This is a genomic window from Candidatus Poriferisodalis sp. (genome assembly GCF_965208925.1).
GTDB lineage: Bacteria > Actinomycetota > Acidimicrobiia > Acidimicrobiales > Poriferisodalaceae > Poriferisodalis.
Map to the genome: position 1 here is coordinate 904,937 of NZ_OZ242364.1, position 21,451 is coordinate 926,387.

Here is a 21,451-nt window from a genome sequence, read left to right on the forward strand (position 1 = left end):
GTCGTAACGGTCTAGTTATGGTTCGTCGCCCGGGGCATGCGCTTGTACCCGGCCACGGCAGGCGAAGTCGCCGAAGGTCAATCGTTGTGCCTCAGGGCCTGCAACAGCGCTTTGTGCAGCCTCTCGTCAGCCCAGCCGGTTTCGATGGCCTCACACACCAATCGCCAGGCTTCGGAGCCCAATGGCGACGTGTCGCCGTCGAGGATCCCGGCCGTCAAGTCGGCTTGAAGGGCAAGTGGATCTGGCCCGTCAGCTCGTAGCCAAGCTTCAACGACCTCGCGCGCGTCTCCGTTCAGCCCAGCCTCAACATGGGATGACTGCTGGGTAGTGCTGGCCACGAACCCAACCGTACTCCTCGGCGAGTCAGACAGCTCCCGGAAATTCACTTCGCTCGGAGCCATCGAACCATCAAACTGACGCGGAATCGCCCGCGGAATCAGGGCTCACTACGCGGGACTGTCGGGCGCAGGACTGCACGTACTCCCGTCATGAGGGCCGATGGCTGGTCGCCGGACCGGAATAGTTGAGGCGCGGGGAGCCCCAAGGCGGCGGCTGGGGGGTTCAGGTGAAGAAGTCGTTGAGTGCGCTGATCGCTGCGATCACCAGCAGCACCCATGCCAGCAGTGCGAGCACGCCGACCACGATCCCCGCAGCGGCCCTGCTGCGCGCAGCCTGACGGCGTGCAGCTGACCGGGCCGCGATGCACACGGCGATCTCGGCCACCGGCCAGCGTGCCCCCACGTAAGTGGCCCGCGGGAAGCACAGCCAGACACGCCCCGACTCCGAGCCGGCGGTCGGGTTGGGTTCGTCTTCGTCGTCACTCTCGAAGTACGGCCCACCTGCATCGGCCCGGCGATGCACCAGCCCATCCAGCGGCAGCCGGGTGGCTACCTCCAGGCGTCGCCCTGCCAAGGGTCAGGCTTGAGCGTCCGGTCGTACTCCCGCAGGGGATGGCGCTCGGGGTCGAGCCGCTGGCCTGCGTCCCACGGCTCGAACGCATTCTTGATGTTGCCCAGCCCGGTCGATGCCAACTCCGGGTAATGACGCAGGATCACCGCCTTGAAGTCGCTGTCGTCGATCCAGGCGAGACCCTCGGCCGTGTAGGTCTGCTCGTTGTAGCAGTCGGTGTAGAACCGGTCCGCCTGCAGTCGCCTGGTTGCGTTCAGGATGAAGATCTGGAACAGCGTCTCGCCGAAGCCGAACCCGGTCGGCCGATGCTGCTCGGACAGCGTGCCGACCATCAGGTCAAGCTGCTCCACGGCGTCAGGCCCGTCCCCGTACACCTCGGTGAGCTTGCGCACCTGCTCTGCGTCGTCGGTGAGATCGCTGAACGTCCCGATGGGGTTGAGCCCGAGCTGGCGTCGGAACTCGTTGTAACGCGGCACGCCCCGCTCGCGTGCCCGCAGGATGTCCACCGCGGCCATGTCGAACACCGGATTGCCGGGCACGCTCAGCTCCCGCATGAAATCGGGGTAGTTGTTGAGCACGAGCTGGCCGGGGTGCTGCACGCCGAACGAATAGAAAAGGTCGGCCATCGATGTCGTAGCAGTCAGCTTCGCGGACCCCGCCTGCCGGGTCTCGACAAACGGCACCTCGCGCACCGCTCCGTCATCGGCACGGCCCTCGCCGTCGGCAGCACCGCGGACCTGGATCGTCTCGGGCAGCAGCGAGTGCAGCCGGTACACCTCCACGAACTCCTCGGTGAGGCCGTACGGCTCGCCGTGCTTGTTGATCGGGTTGGCGACCACGCCGCCCATCTCGGGATTTCGCACGTTGATCGACGCCACCGTCTTCTTGTCCTTGCCGGTGCGCAGCAGGTTCGTCAGCAGGCCGTACCAGTTCGCGTTCAGCGCGGCATCGAGGCCGCGATTCGGCAGGATCGCCGGCGTCCACTCGACGGTGTGGATCTTCGCCATCACAGCGGCGTTGATCAACCGCGCCACGTTGAACAGACGGGTGTCGTCCCAGTCGGGATGCGCCGTTGCCAGCATGTCGCAGATCGCATTGTGCTCCCTCGCGAACAGCGTGTGCAGCATGGACAGACCCACCCACCAGCTCCGGGTGAAGCCTGTCTGCTCGATCCCCCGCCGGTCGAGCGGCAGCTTGCACTCGTCGTCCAGCCGCAGCTTGCCGCTCTCGCCGGATCGCAGCCGGTCGACGGTCTCCTGATCGCTCCCGTAGATCTGCGATCCGTCCCACCAGTGGGTCACCTCGTTGATGAACGTCGCCGGCGTCTGCTCGCTGTCGCCCATGCGGGTCGGATCGGCCTGGGTCTTGCCGATGAAGATCTTGGACTGCCAGTACTTCTTGCGTGCCGGATCGTCGGGCGCCAGTGGGATCTCGTGCACCTCGTTGACGAGCGGTTCGCCGTGATGCACCCAGTCGTGGTTCTGGAAGTTGATCCACGATGCCGCGAGCAGATTGAGAAACGGCACCTCGGCCATCTCGCCATTCCGGGCCAGCAGCACACGACTGATCTCGCGGGGGTTCGGCGTCATGAGCGTGTCGCCGGTCTCGGGCCGGATGACCGAGTTGGCGACGTTGCGGGGGAAGCGCGTGCCGGCGGCACCTTCCTTGGGATCGGCGAGGTTGTTCCAGCTCCCGTCCGCCGTGCGGAAATGAACTACGCCCGGCGGCGGCTGTTGACCTCGCGGCTGGAAACCGATCAGGTTGGCGGCCGGATAGGTCGACTTGAGGTTGTTGCGGTTGAGCTTCTCTCGCATATAAGCGAGCGTCAGGATGCCGATCACGAACGGCCTGCGGTACCAGTTCGTCCAGATGTCGTCGCGGTACCCGGCCACCCTGCCCACGACCCGGCTCAGTGTGCCCATGAGCACCGACGCGACGCTGCCCACGAGGTTGCCGACCACGATGCGTGCGTGCCGGGCCAGGCCGATTTTCGAGGCGGCCATGGGCGTGGCGGGCATAGCGCCGCTGGGCACGACGGGCTCGACGAGCAGCGCATCGCGCTCGAAAAAGCTGAGGTCTGGCACATAGACGCTCACCTCGGCGACAGCATTCGCGCGGCTCTGCGCCAGCATCTCCTGCCACGGCCGCCGGCCCGGATCGTTTGTCAGCGCCCGCTCGAAGTGCGTCGCCGCTTCGGCGTACTGCCCCAAGTGGTAGTGCGCGGCACCGGCCAGCGCTGCGAGCGTGCCGTCGGGGTCGTCAGCGTCCCCGGCTTCGCTCAGCGCCTCGAGCGCCTCGGCATGGCGGCCGGCTTCAATGAAGCCCGCCGCGGCGTCCCGCAGCTCTGAGGCTGCTTCGTGCTGATCGCTCATGATCCCTCCGTTCTCGCGACCTCACAGGTGTTCCAGCCAGTCATGCCGACACCCGCGTCATCCCCAGCGCAAGCGCAGATGCAGTCCTCGACTGCCATCGTGACACCATGCTCGTCAAGCACGGCTCAGCTGCCGCCGTCCTGCGCGTCGGCGTCGAATTCGTACCGGAGACCGGCCGCGGGGAATGATCTCGGCATCGGATCCCGCGCCAGCGCCGCACTGCGCACTAGATCGCGGGCCTGCGCCCCTGATACGCGGATGCGGCCGCGATTTATCAGGGTGCTGATCGCCGCCTTGCACACGAGCAGGATCAGGTCTTGGCCTGGACACGTCCGCGCACCCCCCAAGAACAAGCTCGAGTACACGTTGGCAACTGCCGCAGCACCGTGTCCGGCACCCGTCGTGCCTGCTGCGCTGCCGGCGCCGAGCCAGCGCTCGGGACAGAAATCGTCTGCGGTGGGATCGGCCGTCGTGTCGCGGTGGTGCTCGGTGAAGCAGTGCAGCAGCTCCGAACCCGCAGGCACACGGCAGCCTTCGACTTCGTCGTCGCGGCCGACCGACATAAACGTGCGCGTCACCGGCGGGTAGAGGCGGCAGACCTCCAGCAGGCATGCCGTGAGGTACTCCATCTTCGCCACGGCCGCGGCGTCCGTCGTGACATCGTGCTCGATCATCTCCGCACGGACCCGTTCGTAGGCATCGTCCCGCGCGCCCAGCACGCCCAGTGTTCGAACCAGGAGATCGGTGCCCGACCCAGTGAATGTGAACATCCAGTGCGGGACCTGCTGCAGCAGGTCGTCCTCGCCGTAGGCCCCGAATTTCTCGCTGGCCGCCGCGACCATCGCCCTGTCGATCAGCCCCGGACTGCCCGCTGCAGGGCCGGCACCCCAGCGCTTCCGCAGCGCCGCATAGAAGCGCCGCCGGCGCCCGCGCTGGCACCACCCCAGCAGCACCCGGCGCACCGGGCTGCGGACGTGCCTCATCAAGACCTCAAGGTCGTCGAGCAGCCGCGTCTCAATCCCGCTGGGGCCGAAGACCACCGTGCGCATGGTCTCGCGCATGCACCGGCGAACGTCGGCTATGTCCGACACTGGCCCGCCGAACGCATCCCGGACAGCCCCGACAAGGAACTGCTCTTGCGCTGCTGAGTCCCCCGCGTCTCGTGACAGTGCAGCCGGATCCTCTGCGTGCGGCGTGGTGCTCGCAGCCGCGAGCACCGACTCGTTGAACTCCCGCAGGCGCTGCCACCGCTCGCCATCGGCGACGGTGAGCGCTTTCGGCGCCAGAAACGACATCGCCCGCACCTTGGTCGGACCGGCCCCGTAGCCGTGGGCGCACGGCGTCTGCGCCGAGACATGATGCGACATCTCGCGTCCCGTCACCACCAAGAGCCTCTTGACCCCCAATCTGAGCATGAGGTTCTCGCTGCCGGTGCGCTGCACAGACGCCTGATACCACGCTCGCATCGCCGCGCCCGCATCGTGCGAACGCCGCGTTCGGGCGGCGCCGGCCGCGAGGCGCACAGCCAGACGCGCCAGATCCGCAAGCCGGATCGACGGGAACTCCCGGGAGGAATGCGCGCCCGTCAGGTCCCGTGCGCTCATCTGGTCTTCAGGTATTCGATGAGGGCATCAATCTGACCGTCGCTCAGGTCGGTGCCGTAGAGGTGCCCGCCGTTGCCGTTGCCGCGCAGCGTCGTGTCAAATCGGAATCCCGACGGCGCCTCCGCCTGCGACTCGCCTGCGGACGGCCGACTCGAGACGAAGCCGACATCGTCGTAGTCGTACGCCGGATTCCCCCGGTAGAACACGATTGGCCGGTCCTCGGGAGGCCTCAGCAGGTCGCGCAGCGTGGGCACCGACCCGTTGTGCAGGAACGGCGCCCGCAGCCACACGCCGTCGAGCGGCAGGTTGGCGTACCCGTTCGTCGCCCGGAAGCGGCTGAACCGCCAGTGCCGGCCGCGCCCCAGCGTGTTCATCTCGGCTGCCAGTTCCTCGTCGAACGACTCGAGACGCTCCGGGTCGGTCCCGATCTCGCCGATGTCGATCACGCTGCCCACCAGCTCACCGTCGAATGAGTGGCACCGGGCACAGTGCTGCTCGTACACCTCCGCGCCGGCCGGCACCAGGCTGCGGTCGATATGGGCCTCGGGGAATGCGGGCGCAGGCAGCGAGCCGATCCACTCGGCCACCCGGTCGAGGCTTGCCGTGTCGAGCGAATCCTCCGTCGCCCCGGCGCCGATTGCGGCGCTGCGGTTGCGCTCGGCCACCGAGTCGTTGTTGCCGTCCCAGTGCAGCCACATGCCTTCCTTGAGCGCCTGGTTCCACAGAGGCGGGAAGTCGGCTGTGCCGACCCGAGGATGGTTGTCGGCGATCTCATGTATGCCGAACTTGTATGGGTTGAACGTGTCCACCCGGCCAGGCCCGAAGTCCGGGAACTGCGTCATCCATTCAAACCGGCTGTCCTCCTCCAGCAGGCCGCTGCGGGTCTGCGGGATCACCACGAACCGGTAGAGCTGGGCGTCGAGCCAGTCGAAGTCGGGATTGATGCGCTCGATCGCCGGCAGGAGCCGGTCGGCGTCGAACCTGTCGTCGCCCGCGACGGCGAAGAGGAACCTCAGGTAGCCCTGCAGGTCGAGCTGGTGCGCCGGCATGCCCAAGATGACGCGGCGCTCGGCCTGCCCCGTGGCGCCTTCGGCCTGCACCACGCCGGTGTGGCACAGCGCGCAGTTGAGCCCGACCAACGGCACCGGGTCTTCCCGGTAGCTCGTGCCGATGGGCCTTCCTTTCGGCGCGTTGTCCTCGAAGACGAAGCCGAACCGCTCGTAGCCCTCTCCGGGCCCGTCGGGCAGCAGGTCGCCGAAGACGTCGGGCAACACCATCCAGATCCAGTAGGGAACGCCGGCGCGGCCCTCCGACCCGATCGAACCGTACTTGAAGTGCGCTTCTGCACCGGCATGCACTTCGGGGATGTCGCGGCGAGACCAGATGAGCGCGGTGAGTCCGACAGCCGCTGCCGCGGTCACCGCCGCGATGGCGACCCGCACGATCAGCTTCTTGCGCCTCGACATCAGCACTCGCCCGAATGCGGCGATCGCCTCTGCACGGTCACCGCTGGGCCGGTTGCGATTCGAACGGCCGGGGCTCGAATACCGACATGACCTCGGCGATCATCTCGTCGTGCGAGTCGAACCTGGCCTGCTCGTAGCACCCCAGCGGGTTGTTGGGTGTGTTCACCAGGCACTTGTTGCAGTACGTGCAGGGCTTCGGCGGCCGGTCGTGCCCCGCAGCGAACAACTCGACCAGGTCGTTGTTGGCAATGAGGGGCCGAGCGATGCTCACGGCGTCGCACTTGCCGGCCGTGATGGCGTCCCTGATGACCGAGGCCGTCTGGAACCCGCCCGTGCAGATCACCGGAATGCTGACCGCCGCCTTGATCGCTGCGGCATCGGCCAGATTGATGCCATCGATGCGTCCTCGGTGGGCGCGGGTCCACCGCCAGCGGAAGATGTTGCGGAACGGCCATCTGCGAAACATCCACATGTTCCGATGGGTGTGCTTGCCGCTCGACAGCAGCGACCCGTAGTTGGCCTCGAGGGCTTCGAGCGGCATGTCCCCGGCGGGGTTGCGCGGATGCGGGAACATGGCACCGGCGGACACGTGGATGGCGTCCACACCGTCGTCTTCGAGCCATTTGCACACCTGCGCGGAGTCGCTGACGGTGTTGCCCTTCGACTCCCAAGGGAAGACGTCGTTGTTGTACTCGGTGGTGCTGATCTTGACTTGCAAGTGGAATTCCGGGCCGACCTCGGCGCGTATCGCGGCCACAATCTCGCGCAAGAACCGCGCACGGTTCTCCAGCGAGCCGCCGTAGTCGTCTGTGCGGTCGTTGATGGCCGAGCTCAGGAACTGGGTGATCAGGTAGCCGTTGGCACCGTGCAGTTCGACCCCGTCGAGCCCGGCCTCGGCGGCCCGGCGGGCGCCGTGGGCGAACGCCTCGACCGTCTGGCCGATCTGGCCCACTGTCATGGCCTCGCACTCGAAGCCGTGCAGCGACTCGGGTTCGGCTGTGGAGCTGAGACTGACGGCATGCTCGACGCCGCGGATGTCACGCTGGCGGCCCGAATGGCTGAGCTGCATGATGTAGCGGCAGTCGTGCTCGTGAACCCGCTTGCCCAGCTCCCGCCAGAACGCGACATGCTCATCGCGGTGAATGGTGGCGTAGTTCGGCACGATCCGGCCCTGGATGGTCACCGGCACGAACGACGAGATGATGGCGCCCACGCCGGCTCGGGCGAACTTCAGCTCCCAGTTGATGCGGGCCTGGTTGCCCGAGCCGTCGTAGTTGTCGAACCGGCCGGCGATGTTCGACCGGAAGATGCGGTTCTTGAATGTGAGATTTCTGACGTCAAGCGGCTGAAAGATGACGTCCATTCGATGCCTGCCTCCGTTGCCTGAGTCCGATGTACAGCAGAATGCCCGAGATCGTGCCGAGCGACGCGTCGGTGATGAAGAACCACATGAACGCGCTGGGCTTGTCCGACGAGTCGAGCAGGTCAAGCGCCCATATCTCCAAGAAGAACAGCGCTGCGATGTATCGCCCGACCACGACCAGCCATGCGAAGAGCTGGTACCTGCGAGGGTCGACGGCGGCCGCGGCATTGGTGATGGAGACCAGCAGCAGCACCATGCCGACGTTGCGCAGCCACACCGTGTAGTAGTCCGGCTCGAACCCGAAGATGTCGTTGATGACCTGCGGCGCGACCAGCGCCGGCGCCCAGAATGCAGCGTTCACGCCCACCCCGAGCCACACGACAATGCGAAAGCCCGTGAGCGCCGTCATGATGCTGTCGGCGTGACGGACATGTGGATCTGTACGATAACTCATCTTGATATGCACATGGTTCCATGCAGAGGGACCGTCTGCGGATGCCACATTCTTCATTGCCGCATTCGGACGCTTCGCGCTCTAGCGTGGAGTGAGGTCGTCAGATCATTTGGTTGATTGCCAGAATCGCCGCTGCGCGGGAGGTCAGGGGGCGGCATTGATGTAGGCGTCGGCTTGCCAGGTGGCGGTGTCGTCTTCGGGGCCGAAGTTGTTGAGCGAGATGGTGCCCACGAAACCGCCTGCGCCGTAGCCGCCGTCTGCCAGCCCGGCGACCGCCGCGCTCGAGCCCAGGCCGCTCGGGGCCTGCGGCTCGGCGCCGTAGACGTCGATCAGCCACGTTCCGCCGCTCAGCACGCTCATGCCGCGCAGCTCCCACTCGTTGTTGCTCAGCCGGGCCTCGCCGGCGACCGAGCCCGTGACGGTTCCCTGAGCCGACTCCAGCGACCACCGTGCGGTGAACCGGTCGGGATCCTCCTCGCCGAGACCGCGCACGAGCTCAACCGACAGGAACGCCCCCGTCAGCTCCTCCCGGTCGGGAGGCAGATGCAGGAAGTTCAGCGACTCCTCCGAGCGAAACACCCAATTCGTGACCCCGCCGTCAGTGGGATCGTCGATGCCCGGCAACCCTGTGCGCCCACGTAGGTGGCCCGCGGGAAGCGCAGCCAGACACGCCCCGACACCGAGCCAGCGGTCGGATTGCCTTCGTCTTCGGCTCGGTCGACAGGTTGAAACAAGTGCCGAATGCAACCCGCGAGTGCCCATCGACTCTTTCCCTCGTTGATTGCCGAGCAGAGACGAGGGACCACAAATCACTTGGAGTGCCGCTACCGGTGGGAAGTAAGTTGACGCGTCAATCGTCCGTGATCGGGAGCATCGTGAACGAAACCCCTAAGCAACTCGAGGAGCTGCAACATCTCGTCCTCATGGCGTTTCGCACGGCTGCGCAACAGCAGAAGCCCGAGTGGTACCGCATGCAGGGCTGTGTGCTCAAGAACCGGTTGCTGAACCAGACGGACCGTTCGTTCAACGAGCGTGATTACGGTGCCGAGAACTTCAGCGCCCTGTTAACGCGAATCGACGACTTAGTCGAAACTGACCACTCCGTGACGCCCTACATGGTCGAGTTGCGCGAGTCACTCCGTTCGCGGATCGAGCCTGAGGCATCCGCCGAAGCGGCCGAGCGAACTCAACGGATTCGGGCAGATCTCTGGCACGCGATCATTGACTACAGCAGTGGCCGCAACTGGGCCTGGGACAGGTCGCGAGGGCTGGCCGTCGACGCACAGTCGGCAGGAATGGCAACAGACGAGTTGTGGATGCCGACGCTAGACGAGTCTGACCTGCGTGAGTGGCGGGCGAGATTTGCCGAGTCCTCATCGGAGCGAATGAGCGATATCGAAGCGAATGACCTCAACACTTGGGTTCGCACCGGTCTAGGTACTGATGCTCTTCCCCGGCGGTTACGAGGTCCGTGGAATGGCTGGATGAAGCGCGAGGTTCTCGAGCGGCTGCTTGCGTTCTTCACAGAGCACGAGATCGAGGCGCCGACGGACTTGCTCGTCTCGCACGAGTCCCGGCAGTCCCCCGTTGAGTTGCGTACCTATATCTCGAAGTGCATCGCATTGATGAGTGAAGATGAGCTGCGAGAGCTCCGAATACCGGCCGATGTTGCAATGCGCGCGCATCGGTGATTGGTGACCCGCCGCTCATCTGGCACATCACGGGGCCTAGGTCAAGTTCCCAGCGTCCGGTCGTGCAACAGCTCGCCTCCGAGCGTGGCTGGCAGGTGCGCATCGCCGAGTGCGTCAAGCTCGCCTCTGACGGAGGAAGAAGGATCAACCTTCTCCAGCGACGCACCGCTGACGAACTATACGCCTCGATGCATCGAGGGCCGGTCGCCGTGCTGCACGATGCCAAGCCAAGCCCAAGAATCAGAATCGACCCACGGCGGCAATTGAATGACAAACGGACGAGGTCACTCGACGAATTCTGCCGGTACAAGTCGTTTGTGATGAGCCTCCGGATACCGGCCGCCCAAGGTTGGGCAACTCACTTCGAGGATTGGCTGGATGCCATCGAGTGTGGCGACTCGAACGATCCACGAGTCCTGCCATCCCACATTTTCGTCGCGAAGGATTCCTACGACCTTGATGAGCAGTCCGAGCGACGGAGATTTCGAGATGACCATTGGAAGCGTGATGCCCTCCAAGACAAGCGGCGCCGTCGCTGGCGCGTGCCGAGACCCGGTCAACGCCATTCACTGGAATCTCAATTGGTCCGTCAGCAGCCGCTACCAGACGGGTTCCACTGGGATGTCACCATGCCTTCATCCGGCTCTCCATTGCTGATGTCAACAACAGCCGTTTGGCGAGTAACGCAAGGCGGGTACATCAACGTCCACCCAAACGGGCGTTTTCGGCGTGGCAAGAACTGCAGCCAGATTTGGTCCGAGGAGGAAAGCGACCGCGAGGACGCTCGAGACGCCAAGCGGAGTGGTTCTTAAGGGGCACTGAGATGAAGATTCCCGGCCCTGGGGCCGGGAATCTTGCGCAGAATCTCTTGCGAGGTCTCAGCCATGGATCGTGCGTTGTGGTGGCCATACGGCTGCGCAAAGGGGACTCATGAGTCCCGCCTCGCTTCATATGGGGCAGCCGCTGGGATCCTCCGTCACTCAATCATGACTGGCACTCGTACCGGTGCGACCGTTACGTGTGCCCCCCTCGGCCCATTGGGCCTCGGATCGACGATGACGCTAGCAGCGGCGCTCCCCATTCCGCGACCGTCATCGTCAGCGCATCCAAGGCGGCGGCTGGGGGGTTCAGGTGAAGAAGTCGTTGAGTGCGCTGATCGCTGCGATCACCAGCAGCACCCATGCCAGCAGTGCGAGCACGCCGACCACGATCCCCGCAACGGCCCTGCTGCGCGCAGCCTGACGGTGTGCCGCTGACCGGGCCGCTATGCACATGGCGACCCCGGCCACAGCCGCGAATGGGCTCAACCCGAACGCCGCAAGCGCCAGCAGGCCGAGCGCATCGCCGATGAACACCAGCGCCATCAGCACCACCGCGGCGAGCGACACCAACAGACCCGCAGCGGAGAGCCGCTCGCCGCGGCCCGGCGAACTCGACGCCCGAACTCCGCCGCCGGGCACGGGCGCCGGCTGCGGACGGCTCACCGGCCGAGGCCTCCCCTCGTAGCGGCCGCCGCCATCGGCCGCACTGCTCATCGGAACCTGCTCCACGCGGCCGAGTATGGCCGCCGCTGTCGTTTCGACACGGAGTCCCGCCTGATCGCTGGCTGGCAAAGCGGTTCACTGTCACGGGCCGGTATGTCCGCACAAGTAAAGCCCCGCCAGTGCACCTCCGCTAGGCGGTGGTGGACGGCGGGGAAGATTGAGCAAAGCTTGCCATGTTTCGCAGCTGGTTGCAACTCGCCTAAGCCCGCGTGAAACCCGGTGAGGTTCAAGTCGTTGCCGGGATCGCGCTCGTAGTGGTATGCGAAGGCGCTCTTGTGCTGGACGGAGAGCCCGCAATCGAGCCGTATCCCGTCGGTGACGGTGCCATTGAGCAGGTCTGCTACTTCGCCGGCGAATTGCTTCGCTCGGCGCTCCAGATCACGCTGTAGACGGTTCAAAGGATGAGATGACGAGCCAGACGTCGCGCGCCTTCTCGCTCTCGAAGCAACCGGCCTCCGCCTGTGCTTTCAACTGCTCCCAAGTGCATCCGACCTCATCGAGCATGTGCTGATTGCCTTCGCGGACGTCGTCGTCGGTGTAGTGGATGACCTTGACATCGTCGTAGCTGTTGCTCATTCGGAAACACCTCCTTGGCACGCAGTTATATGGCACGAGAGCTTAAGGGTGCATCGACCTCAGGCAGGCGTCGGTAGGGGCTTGGTGTGCCAGCAGCGAACTGCCGGGCACCGTAGAAGACACCAACGCAGTATCCAAATGAATTTCACATCATTTGACTCATTGCCAAACTTGCCACGCGATCGGGGGCGTGGGGAGCCCGGACGCAGGGAGGGGCCCGGGTTAGGGGGCGGCGTTGATGTAGGCGTCGGCTTGCCAGGTGGCGGTGTCGTCTTCGGGGCCGAAGTTGTTGAGCGAGATGGTGCCCACGAAACCGCCGGCGCCGTAGCCGCCGTCTGCCAGTCCGGCGACCGCCGCGCTCGAGCCCAGGCTGCTCGGGGCCTGCGGGTCGGCGCCGTAGACGTCGATCAGCCACGTTCCGCCGCTCAGCACGCTCATGCCGCGCAGCTCCCACTCGTTGTTGCTCAGCCGGGCCTCGCCGGCGACCGTGCCCGTGACGGTTCCCTGGGCGCCCTCCAGCGACCACCGTGCGGTGAACCGGTCGGGATCCTCCTCGCCGAGGCCGCGCACGAGCTCAACCGACAGGAACGCCCCCGTCAGCTCCTCGCGGTCGGGAGGCAGATGCAGGAAGTTGAGCGACTCCTCCGAGCGGAACACCCAATTCGTGATGCCGCCGTCGGTGGGATCGTCGATACCCGCCAGCCCGGTGCGCCCCCGTGCCTGCACCGTGACCGGCAGCGCCATCCAGAACCGCCGGTAGTCATCGGCCACCAGCACGGTGGTCCGCGACGTACGCCCGTGCGGGCCCACGGCGCGCACCGCCAAGGGCTCGCCCGAGGGCAGCGCTGAGGCCAGGCAGCCAGGGCCGCCGTCGCCCACGGTGCGGGCCACGCCGTCGACATCGGTGCCGTACCACGCCAGCTCGGGCAGGTTGGCAACCGCCACCGGCGACTCCCGCCACGACGTCTCGGCCACCAGCCAGCGTGCGCCCACGTAGGTGGCCCGCGGGAAGCACAGCCAGACACGCCCCGACTCCGAGCCGGAGGTCGGGTTGGCTTCGTCTTCGTCGTCGCTCTCGAAGTACGGGCCATCTGCATCGGCCCGGTGATGCACGAGCCCGTCCAGCGGCAGCCGTGTGGCGAACGCCCCCACTCCCCGCGGGGCATCGGGCGCCTTGACCGTGCGGCTGGGATTGGTGTGATCCTTCGTCTGGGCGCCCACCAAGATCGGATCGTCGGGCACCTCGGCCGGTATCAGCCCGCCGCTCACCACCGCAGAGGCCTCAGCCATCAGGCTGGGGTGAATCACCGACGGACCGCCGAAGGCCACTACGAAGCCGGGTTCGAAGCAGTCGCCATCTCGCAGCGCCGGGCCGTAAGCATCGGCGTCGACCGCACCGCGGGCGCCCAGACCGCTGACCGTGCCGACACACAGCCGCCTCGCCGTGAACGAGCGCTTCAGGAACTCCGCTACCGACGACGGCAGCTCGTTCGCCCCAGCGGGCACCAGCAGGATCGGCACTGCGGATCGCCGCGGCCCCGCCGTACCCACGGCCAACGGCTCGGTCGCCGAGCGCCGCGCTGCGCCAACCAGGCCGACCCGGGGCGCGGTCACCGGCCCGGCCATGCGCTCGACCACAGGCGGGTGCTCCAGCGGAGACGGCGCCGTGGCAGCGCCGCACCAAGCGCCGGCGGCAAGCGCATCGGGCCAACCGCGGGCGCTGTCGCCGCGCCCGCTCGAGGCCACCAGGCACACCATGGAGCGGGCGAAATCCTTGCCGATCCGGCTCGGCCACCACCCGCCGAAATGCTGAGCCATGGCCACGCTGGTGGCGTAGCGGTCGGGCCCCGCGATGCGCATCATCTCGGCACCTGAGAGGTTGGCCGCCAAAGCCGCCACCTGCTCGGGGATCTGCCCCGTCCCGCCCAGCACGATCAGGTGCTCGGCGTCGAGCAGGCTGAGCGCTGCCGCGGTCTCAACGGGAAGACGATCGGTGCCGTCAGCCAGCAGCACCGGCACCTGCCAGAAGCTGGTCCACCAGCCCGCGGCGAGCGCATCCACCCCGTTGGTGAGCACCACCGTGCGGCCCAGCAGCTCGCAGTCGCGTGCGCGTGGGCGCCACTCCACCACAGAGTTGGCGTAGAAGGTCATGGTGGCGTCGCCGTCGGAAGCGGAGTCGTCGGCGCATTCCTTCACGCCGTCGGGAATGGGTGCCGTACCGAGCGACGTCGCGACGGCCGCCGCAGTGCCATAGCGGGTGTTGCCGCTCACCCGGAACACCTCGCTGTAGCCGATGGACACCAGCTCGGTCTCCACCTCGACGGGCACCGCCGACTTGCCGCCCACCACGATCGCTTGGCGAGCCGCGTTGCAGCCGCCCTGGCGCAGGTCGTGCGCGGCCAGCCGGGTCGCGTGGTTCAGCGAACGGGCACCCGATCGGGCCGATTCGGTGAGCAGGATGGGCGCTGCGAACGTGTCGACCCGGCTGTAGCCCCCGATGGGGTCGAAGAGCGGATCGCTGGCCGCAACCCGGCGCAGGTATGGCTCGCTGGAGCGCCCCGTCGAGTCCGACAGCGCAGCGGCAGCCAGCGCGTCGGCCGCCGAATCGGACGCCACCACGATGATCGACCGAGGGCACAGCCCCAGGCCCCACCAGTCCTGCGCGGCGCCCAGACTGCGCCCGGCGCCCGAGGTGGCATCAGGCGAATCGAACGGTGAGCCGCCGCGGCCGCGCATGGTCAGCGCCGCCGCCAATGCGGTCTGGTGCCGGTCGGCGCCGTAGATGCGAACGCCGTTCGACCAGGCTTCGAGATGCGGTGCGGCCAGATGCGACTGCGGCCACTGGCTCGGCGAGACCGACCCAGGCCCGACGACGTCCCCGGTCGCCTGGCTGCCCGCGCCCGGTATCGCCAGCAGCGACGCCACCGTCATGGCTGCAGCCAGCGCGGCCGTCCAGCGAATGGGCCTGCGCGGCCGTGTGGTGCTCACCATTCGACAGTGTGCCCCACAGATGTCACGGCCCTGCGGCAGCACCCAGAACTAGGGCGCAAGCGAGAGTGTCGACAAAAAAAGTAAAGCCCCGCCAGTGCACCTCCGCTAGGCGGTGGTGGACGGCGGGGAAGATTGGACAAAGGCTGCCATGCTTCGCAGCTGGTTGCAACGGCCACAGCGGCGGTTGATTCGGTCGTGGAAGTCATGGGGGCGCGGGAAGCCCCGGGGCCGGTACCCCGGGGCTCCTCTTGCTTTGGTTTGGCCGGTGGGCTAGCTGAGCGCAATGCTCAGCCGGCCAGTGGCCGCCACGGCGGCTACCGCGGTACGGCTGCGCCGCTTCCGATGCTGAGGTTCGTCTGAGCGCGATTCACACTCTCGTCTATGTCGGTGGTGTCCACGTCGTTCTCTGCGTAGCCGTCGGCTATGGAGTCCGCCGTGACATCGATGCGGTCACCGGACTTCGGCAATCTAGTCACGTCCTCCGTTGACGCCACGTAGCGAACGGTCCGGACTGGTCCGGGGATATCGGTCTGGCCGTCCAGGCTGATATCGGCCAGCGTCGCCGTTGGTACGCGTACAACCGTGGGTGCGAAAATGTCTGCGAGCAGTTCGCTGCTGTGCACCGCCGCCACGTAGCCGTTGAAAGTTGCTTCGATAGCCATCTTGGTGTTGCCGTCGCGGACCTTGTCGACACTCGCAGTTTCATCGCCAGATGCCGTGGTGGCTGCGACCACCGTGAGCTCCTTGTTGGCCGACACACACGAATTCTGCACGTTGTCAACGCTGACATCCCAGAGGCTGTTGAAAACGTTGTGCGCCCTCAATGCCGCCGTCAAGTCGGCGAACTTTGGCTTGCCGTTGACGAACGTGATGAACGCACGCTTGCCGCTGGCGTCCACCAAGACCTCAATGCTGACGGGCCTGTTGGGGTTGTGCGTGCTCGCCTTGCGGAAATCAAACGTCCAGTCATTGCCGTTAGCGCCGCCTGCTCTCCCGTTGGGCTTCGCCGTGAAGAACACGTCCTCTGCACCAAGTTCCGCGCCGTTGCCGCCGGTCAGTGCCGACGGTACCGCGTACTTGGCCTGCACATCGTGGTAGTGACTGCTCACCCGGACGTTCGACAGACGCACGTTGTCGGTCGGCGAGATGGGCGTAGGACTGTTCCGCTCGGTATTGAAGTTGCCGGCGTCGTCCATGATCGCTTTCGCGGCGATCCTGATCCGGTCGCCGCTGACCAAGGCCCTGCTCATGTTCACGGTGAAGGGGTGCTCGGTAACCCTGCCGCTGGAGGTATCCACCGCGCCGCCCCCGACACTACTGACGGTCAGATTGGCGCCGGAAGTCACCGTGACTTCGGTGTCGGTCAGTTCTTCGCCATTGGCGAGGCCAGTGTCAGTGCTCAAACTGTCCTTCGCGATGACCGTAAACGTGCTCTGGCCGATGATCGAGATGATCTCGAACGTAGGCAACCTCAGCTCTTTTCTGACAACCGAGACGGAGCTGCGGGCGAGCGGGCGTTTGTCCGACTGCGCACCGAATTCGAGCGACGTGCCGGCGATGACAATCGACTGGCCTGCTGTCAGCGGAGAGGCAAGATTCACCGTCACCACGTCGGGAACACAGTCGACACTGCTGCCGCCAAAGTCCACGCCGAAGGGCGACGTGGCCTGATCCTCTAGAACGGCCGGCACGCCGGCGATGCGGAGTACATCGAGCAGCCGCGCTCGCAGCTGAACGGTCGCCGCTGCGGTGTTGTCGGCGTCGCCTGCGATGTCATCGCTGAAGCGAAGCTGGAATGATTCCTCTCCAGCGCGCGGCGCGTCGTCCATCTCGCCGTCGTTGTCCCAGTCGGTGGGCGAGACGATCCTCACGGTCAGCGCGGGCGCCGAGGCAGCGGCATCAATCGCCGCATTCATGGTGCCCGGTGTGACGACGGCTTGCCCACCGATCGCCACGATGTCCATGTGCAGCTTGTTGCCGGCCGAGTCCTCCTGCGGTGTCGCAGCCAGGTAGTCGCGGATCGCACCCGGCAGAGAGCCGCCTACGACCAGCATCGGCACCAACTGACCCGAACGGTATGAGCCCGCCAGCACCGGCGACGCGGTGACACCGTCAGGCAGGCCACTCTCTGCGACCAAGGCGACCGTCGTGTCCGACACCCCGCCAAGGTCACCCCGGCAGCCGTTGGTGGCCAGCTCAGCCAGCTCTGCCGAGACCTCAGCGGGTGTGTTGCCGGGGATGCGGGTGATGGTGTTGACCCCGACCGAGGTCAGATCGGCCGAGACATCTGCCGACACGCTGCTGGTGCCGCCCACGATCACGATGTGCTCGTAGTCCTGATCGCTGATGATGTCTCGAGTTGCATCCGGCAGTTCGTCGAGCGCTGTCAGCAGCACTGGCAGCTGCAGCCGGGCGGCGATCGGCCCGGCAAGCATGGCGTACGCCAGTGAGACATCGCCGCCATTTGCGAGGATCGCCGCAGCTTCCTCGCCGCCGCACCACACGTTGCCGCCGGCAGTGCCGCCGCTAAGCCTGGAGGCGATCTCGGCGGCAGTGGCATAGCGGTCGGTACCCCGGATACGCGCCACTGTCGGCTGGTGGTCGAGCGACTCAAGCGATTCAACTACCGCGTCGGACACTGCTGCCGTACCACCGAGCACATAGATGTTCTGAACTCCGTAGTCCTCGAGGTAGCCGGCAACCGCGCCAGGCAGGCTGTCAGTGGGCGTCAGCAACACTGGAGCGTCCAGGTGACCTGCAAGGCCGGACACCGCCACCGCGTCCACAAGCGTGTCACCCGACGCCACGAACGCTTCGGGAAGTGCGCCCAAGCCCTTCGACTTGCCGAAGTTCTGGGCCAGTCGCAGCGCAGTGTCGTAGCGATCGCGCCCGCCGAACTCACGTGCGTCAGGCACACCGTCGTCGTTGGTGTCGATGAGCGCCTCACCGGCGGTGTTCGCGGCCTGAGCCGGATTGCCCACCGCCACGGCCAGCACGGAGGCGCCCAGCAGCACTGCCGTGATCGCAGCAATGGCGCGCCGGGGGCGTCGCGTGGTGCGGGGTGTGTTCGTCATAGCCTCGTAGCTCCTCGCTCAGCGCCGAACGCATCGTGATAGCACCTGAAACACAGCGTGTCACGTTCACGGGGAACGCACGCTGACACGCCCCGACAAAGCGAGGCGCGGGTGATGTCTGCCCTGCAAGGGTACGCCCATTGACGCCCCGCCGGTGGCACTTTCTGCAGAGAAGCGAAGGACCCCGGGGCATCAGCCCCGGGGTCCCTCTCAGTTTGGGCTGTACCGGTCGGGCGGGCAGGCCGCCCGACGGTTCAGATCAACTGTGCAGCGAGCACCTACTCGAAGTCAGGTGCCTTGACACTGCTGCTCTGGCCGATGCGGACCTGAGAGCCCGCGTTCTCCAACTCGTTGGCGTTCTCCGTCGACGTGTCATCGATTGCGTAGCCAGTCGCAACCGGTGCATTGTCGGGAGTCGCGCCATCGACCGAGCCAGCCAGCGTGGTCACCAAGTCACGGACCCTGGGCAGCAGCAGCCCGTTGTTGGTTTCCAGCTCGTAGCGGGCCATTGTTGCCGGACCAGTGATGGCGGCAACAGTAGTATCACTGCCGGGGTTGCCATCGGCATCGTTGACCAGTGATGATGCGAGCCGGGTACCGGTGATGCCGCTGATGGCAGACACCAGACCGGTCTCGGCCAGGGTTGAGTCCACGTCGGTGCGGTGCCGCTTGGCAGCTTCATCAAAGACGTCGTCACCAAGTTCAGTGAGCGCCGCGATGGAGTTGGCGTAGGCGTTGAACCTGACCTCGACAGCAACTGCCGTCGTGCCGCCACTGGTCGGAACTGAGCCGCCACGTTCAACGGTGGAAATCGTCAGCGGGTTGTTGGCTGTCGCACCGCAGACACCACTGTCAGGATCAGCAGGCAGGTTCACCATGAACATGGCGTCGAATGCGCTGTTGGCTTCCAGCTCCGACTTCAGGTCGGCGAACTTGGCGTTGCCGGCGTTGAACCGCACCGACACCAGCCGATCCTTGGCGTTGACCCGCACGTCGATGTCGACCTCAGCCTTGGGATCGGCCTTCCAAGCAGTTGCCCGGTCGAACGCGATCGTCCAGCCGTTGCCTGCGGCACCGTCAGCGGCGCCGCCCTTCTTGGCCGTGATCGTGATGCCGTCGAAGCCATCGGCGGTCGGATCGGTGTTGCTTGTCGCGCCGGTGACGGTCGCCGGAATAATCGCACGAGCCTGCGCCGTGTGCTTCATATCGCTCATCGTGACCGCAGTGATCCGCGGGCTCGCCTGAGCAGCCAGCACAGTGAAGGTGCGCGCACGGCTCTTGTTGCCAGCAGTATCCACCAGAGCACCGCTCTTGATGGTGATCCGGTCGCCGACCGCAAACTCAGCAGGGGACACCAGCGTGATGTCTCCATTGTTGGCAAGGGTCAGACCGTCAGTCACCTCCTTGTCGGTGGTGCTGGTGATGACGATCTCACTGGTGTCAACCGTGTTGTTGTTGTTAGCGGTGTCGAGATCCGTCGCCGTGAACTGCACCTTGGCAACATCGGAAACGCCGGTTGCGGTGGCCTTGATGGCGACAACACTCACCACTGGGGCGCCGCTGTCACGAGCCTTGGCGGGCACAGTGACCGAGGTGCCGGCAACCGTCCGTTGGTCCATGGCGCTGCCGAACTTGGCACCACCAGCGAGCGAGATCACATCGCCAGCCTTGAGCGCTGAGGCGAGGGTCACCGTGACAGTGTCAGGACTGCAGGCACCGCCGGTTCCGTCGACGCGGCTGATGGCATCACCTGAGCCAAGCCGAACCGGCGCACCGTTGATCTCCAGATTGTCGCGGATCAGGTTGGTCAGGTCACCTGTTGACGGGTCGGCAGCGGGATCAGCGTCAGCGACGATGTTGTCGCTGAAACGCAGCACGACGCTCATGTCATCCACTTGCGGCGGCTTCCACTCTGTAGTGCTGCCCTCCACATTCGCGCTGCTGGTGATCGACGCAGTCAGCGGGTCGGCGGAGGCAGCAGCCATAACTGCCGCATCCATGACGCTCGCGCTCACGGCACCGGTGCCGCCGATGGCGACGATGTTCAGGTGCAGCTTGTTGCCGCCAACCTGCTGCGGCGTCGCAGCGAGGTAATCGCTCACCGCAGCCGGCAGCATGTCGTCCACGACCAGCATCGGCACCAAGCTGCCGTTCTGGTAGCTCGACGCCAGTATCGGCGATGCGGCCACGCCGTCAGGCAGGCCGCTCTCGGCGACCAGCGCCACGGTGTTGCTCGACACCAGACCCAAGTCGGTCTTGCAGCCGTTGGTGGTCAGCTTCGCCAGCTCAGCCGATGCCTCTGCCGGCGTGTCACCCGGAATGCGGGTGACCGTGTCAACACCAGCGGAGGTCAGCGCCGCCGACACGTCGTCGGACACGCTGGACTCGCCGCCCATGATCACGACATGCTCGATGTCCTGACCGGTGATGAACTCCTCAGTAGCCGAAGGCAGCTCATCAGAAGCGGTGAGCAGCAGCGGCAGCTGCAGGCGGTTGGCCACGGGGCTGATCGCCATCGCATACGCCAGCGACACGTCGCCGCCGTTCGCGAGGATCGCCGCGGCTTCCGAGCCGCCGCACCACGAAGCACCGCCGCCAAGCCGTGAGGCCACTGCAGCAGCGGTGCCGTACCGGTCGGACTCAGCGATGCGGCTGACCGTGGGCTCGTTGGCCAGTGCTTCGATGGCTTCCACCACCGAGTCGGACACTGCCGAAGCGCCGCCGAGCACGTAGACGGTCGAAACGCCGTAGTCCTCGATGAAGTCGGCCACGCCGCCATTGAGGCTCTCCATGGGCGTCAGCAGTACCGGTGCGTCCAGGAAGCCGGCCAGACCGGCCACCGAGATCGCATCCACCAGCTTGTAGCCCGAAGCCACGAACGCCACCGGCACGTTGCCCAAGCCTTCGGCCTTGCCGAAGTTGGCAGCGAGTCGGTTCGCCGTGTCATAGCGATCGCGCCCGCCGAACTCACGAGCGTCGGGCTTGCCGTCGTCGTTCGTGTCGACCAGCGCCTCGCTGGCTGTGTTTGCGGCTTGGGCTGGAGCGCCTGCTACGACCGCGAGCACCGATGCCATGAGCAACGCTGCCGCAATCGCAGCGAGGGAGCGCCTGCCCCGCCGCTTCGTTCGAATAGTCAAGGTTCCGAGCCTCCTGCTTGGAATTATTGGGTTATTGGTGTCCGGGCACGGGGCCTCGTGGCACCGATCTCCCGCCTGACAAGTAGAACCGCGGCAGGGCGTTCCCTGTGACACGGCAACCTGTAAGGGTACGGATTCTTTCCCGGCTGCGCAATGCAAAAGATCCTTCACTGCACCTGTTGCGAGCCTAGGCGCGCGAGGGTCTGCCCGCGGCGCGTTTTCGGCCCCTCCTGAGGCGATTTTCCAGCGCTCGCGCGAGGCTTCACTCGC

Annotated in this window: 15 protein-coding genes; 3 read left to right on the forward strand and 12 right to left on the reverse strand. The window is 66.0% G+C overall.

What is annotated here, in order from left to right; all coding sequences use genetic code 11:
* Positions 1 to 561: 561 nt before the first annotated feature.
* The 7 genes from ACOGI5_RS03830 to ACOGI5_RS03860 all read right to left on the reverse strand — a co-directional run bounded on the left by ACOGI5_RS03830 (position 562) and on the right by ACOGI5_RS03860 (position 8,792).
* Complete coding sequence (locus ACOGI5_RS03830; protein ID WP_419863149.1) at positions 562 to 912, reverse strand: hypothetical protein; 351 nt, start codon at positions 910 to 912, stop codon at positions 562 to 564.
* Complete coding sequence (locus tag ACOGI5_RS03835; RefSeq protein ID WP_419863150.1) at positions 888 to 3,281, reverse strand: peroxidase family protein; 2,394 nt, start codon at positions 3,279 to 3,281, stop codon at positions 888 to 890. Before ACOGI5_RS03835 ends, ACOGI5_RS03830 begins: the two co-directional genes overlap by 25 nt.
* Positions 3,282 to 3,406: 125 nt before the next feature.
* Positions 3,407 to 4,885 carry a cytochrome P450 gene (locus ACOGI5_RS03840; protein WP_419863151.1) on the reverse strand — a complete coding sequence of 493 codons (1,479 nt, stop codon included), beginning with the start codon at positions 4,883 to 4,885 and terminating at the stop codon, positions 3,407 to 3,409.
* Complete coding sequence (locus tag ACOGI5_RS03845; RefSeq protein WP_419863152.1) at positions 4,882 to 6,351, reverse strand: cytochrome c; 1,470 nt, start codon at positions 6,349 to 6,351, stop codon at positions 4,882 to 4,884. The genes ACOGI5_RS03840 and ACOGI5_RS03845 overlap by 4 nt, the downstream gene beginning before the upstream one ends.
* 37 nt (positions 6,352 to 6,388) lie before the next feature.
* Positions 6,389 to 7,714, reverse strand: a complete 1,326-nt coding sequence (locus ACOGI5_RS03850) for an NADH:flavin oxidoreductase (RefSeq protein ID WP_419863153.1) — start codon at positions 7,712 to 7,714, stop codon at positions 6,389 to 6,391.
* Entirely contained in the window at positions 7,689 to 8,168 is a 480-nt protein-coding gene (locus ACOGI5_RS03855) for a hypothetical protein (protein WP_419863154.1), read from the reverse strand. Before ACOGI5_RS03855 ends, ACOGI5_RS03850 begins: the two co-directional genes overlap by 26 nt.
* Positions 8,169 to 8,312: 144 nt before the next feature.
* Complete coding sequence (locus ACOGI5_RS03860) at positions 8,313 to 8,792, reverse strand: hypothetical protein (protein ID WP_419863155.1); 480 nt, start codon at positions 8,790 to 8,792, stop codon at positions 8,313 to 8,315.
* Between the two features lie 251 nt (positions 8,793 to 9,043).
* Between ACOGI5_RS03860 and ACOGI5_RS03865 the strand changes: the two genes are divergently transcribed.
* On the forward strand, positions 9,044 to 9,859 hold the full coding sequence (locus tag ACOGI5_RS03865) for a hypothetical protein (RefSeq protein WP_419863156.1): 816 nt from the start codon (positions 9,044 to 9,046) through the stop codon (positions 9,857 to 9,859).
* A 62-nt stretch (positions 9,860 to 9,921) separates the two neighbouring features.
* A complete protein-coding gene (locus tag ACOGI5_RS03870; RefSeq protein ID WP_419863157.1) occupies positions 9,922 to 10,671 on the forward strand; it encodes a hypothetical protein in 750 nt (249 codons plus the stop codon).
* A 315-nt stretch (positions 10,672 to 10,986) separates the two neighbouring features.
* On the opposite strand, the gene ACOGI5_RS03875 is transcribed toward ACOGI5_RS03870, so the two are convergent.
* On the reverse strand, positions 10,987 to 11,394 hold the full coding sequence (locus ACOGI5_RS03875; RefSeq protein ID WP_419863158.1) for a hypothetical protein: 408 nt from the start codon (positions 11,392 to 11,394) through the stop codon (positions 10,987 to 10,989).
* Positions 11,395 to 11,612: 218 nt separating this feature from the next.
* On the opposite strand from ACOGI5_RS03875, the gene ACOGI5_RS03880 reads away from it, so the two are divergent.
* A complete protein-coding gene (locus tag ACOGI5_RS03880) occupies positions 11,613 to 11,792 on the forward strand; it encodes a hypothetical protein (RefSeq protein ID WP_419863159.1) in 180 nt (59 codons plus the stop codon).
* Here ACOGI5_RS03880 and ACOGI5_RS03885 read toward each other — a convergent pair.
* From ACOGI5_RS03885 to ACOGI5_RS03900, 4 genes are all read right to left on the reverse strand, one after another.
* Positions 11,782 to 11,979 (reverse strand): hypothetical protein, encoded by a 198-nt coding sequence (locus ACOGI5_RS03885; protein ID WP_419863160.1) that lies wholly within the window; start codon positions 11,977 to 11,979, stop codon positions 11,782 to 11,784. The two genes, ACOGI5_RS03880 and ACOGI5_RS03885, sit on opposite strands and share 11 nt — an antisense overlap.
* Before the next feature lie 222 nt (positions 11,980 to 12,201).
* Entirely contained in the window at positions 12,202 to 14,967 is a 2,766-nt protein-coding gene (locus ACOGI5_RS03890; protein WP_419863161.1) for a cell wall-binding repeat-containing protein, read from the reverse strand.
* A gap of 317 nt (positions 14,968 to 15,284) precedes the next feature.
* Positions 15,285 to 18,044, reverse strand: coding sequence for a cell wall-binding repeat-containing protein (locus tag ACOGI5_RS03895; RefSeq protein WP_419863162.1), 2,760 nt, complete (start codon positions 18,042 to 18,044; stop codon positions 15,285 to 15,287).
* A 278-nt stretch (positions 18,045 to 18,322) separates the two neighbouring features.
* Positions 18,323 to 21,118, reverse strand: coding sequence for a cell wall-binding repeat-containing protein (locus tag ACOGI5_RS03900; protein ID WP_419863163.1), 2,796 nt, complete (start codon positions 21,116 to 21,118; stop codon positions 18,323 to 18,325).
* Positions 21,119 to 21,451 lie beyond the last annotated feature (333 nt).

Excerpts from the sequence above, each read along its gene's own strand:
- ACOGI5_RS03835 (WP_419863150.1), bottom strand. The coding sequence starts at position 3,281 with ATGAGCGATCAGCACGAAGCAGCCTCAGAGCTGCGGGACGCCGCGGCG.
- ACOGI5_RS03840 (WP_419863151.1), bottom strand. The coding sequence starts at position 4,885 with ATGAGCGCACGGGACCTGACGGGCGCGCATTCCTCCCGGGAGTTCCCG.
- ACOGI5_RS03845 (WP_419863152.1), bottom strand. The coding sequence starts at position 6,351 with ATGTCGAGGCGCAAGAAGCTGATCGTGCGGGTCGCCATCGCGGCGGTG.
- ACOGI5_RS03850 (WP_419863153.1), bottom strand. The coding sequence starts at position 7,714 with ATGGACGTCATCTTTCAGCCGCTTGACGTCAGAAATCTCACATTCAAG.
- ACOGI5_RS03855 (WP_419863154.1), bottom strand. The coding sequence starts at position 8,168 with ATGAGTTATCGTACAGATCCACATGTCCGTCACGCCGACAGCATCATG.
- ACOGI5_RS03875 (WP_419863158.1), bottom strand. The coding sequence starts at position 11,394 with ATGAGCAGTGCGGCCGATGGCGGCGGCCGCTACGAGGGGAGGCCTCGG.
- ACOGI5_RS03885 (WP_419863160.1), bottom strand. The coding sequence starts at position 11,979 with ATGAGCAACAGCTACGACGATGTCAAGGTCATCCACTACACCGACGAC.
- ACOGI5_RS03895 (WP_419863162.1), bottom strand. The coding sequence starts at position 18,044 with ATGACGAACACACCCCGCACCACGCGACGCCCCCGGCGCGCCATTGCT.
- ACOGI5_RS03900 (WP_419863163.1), bottom strand. The coding sequence starts at position 21,118 with ATGGCATCGGTGCTCGCGGTCGTAGCAGGCGCTCCAGCCCAAGCCGCA.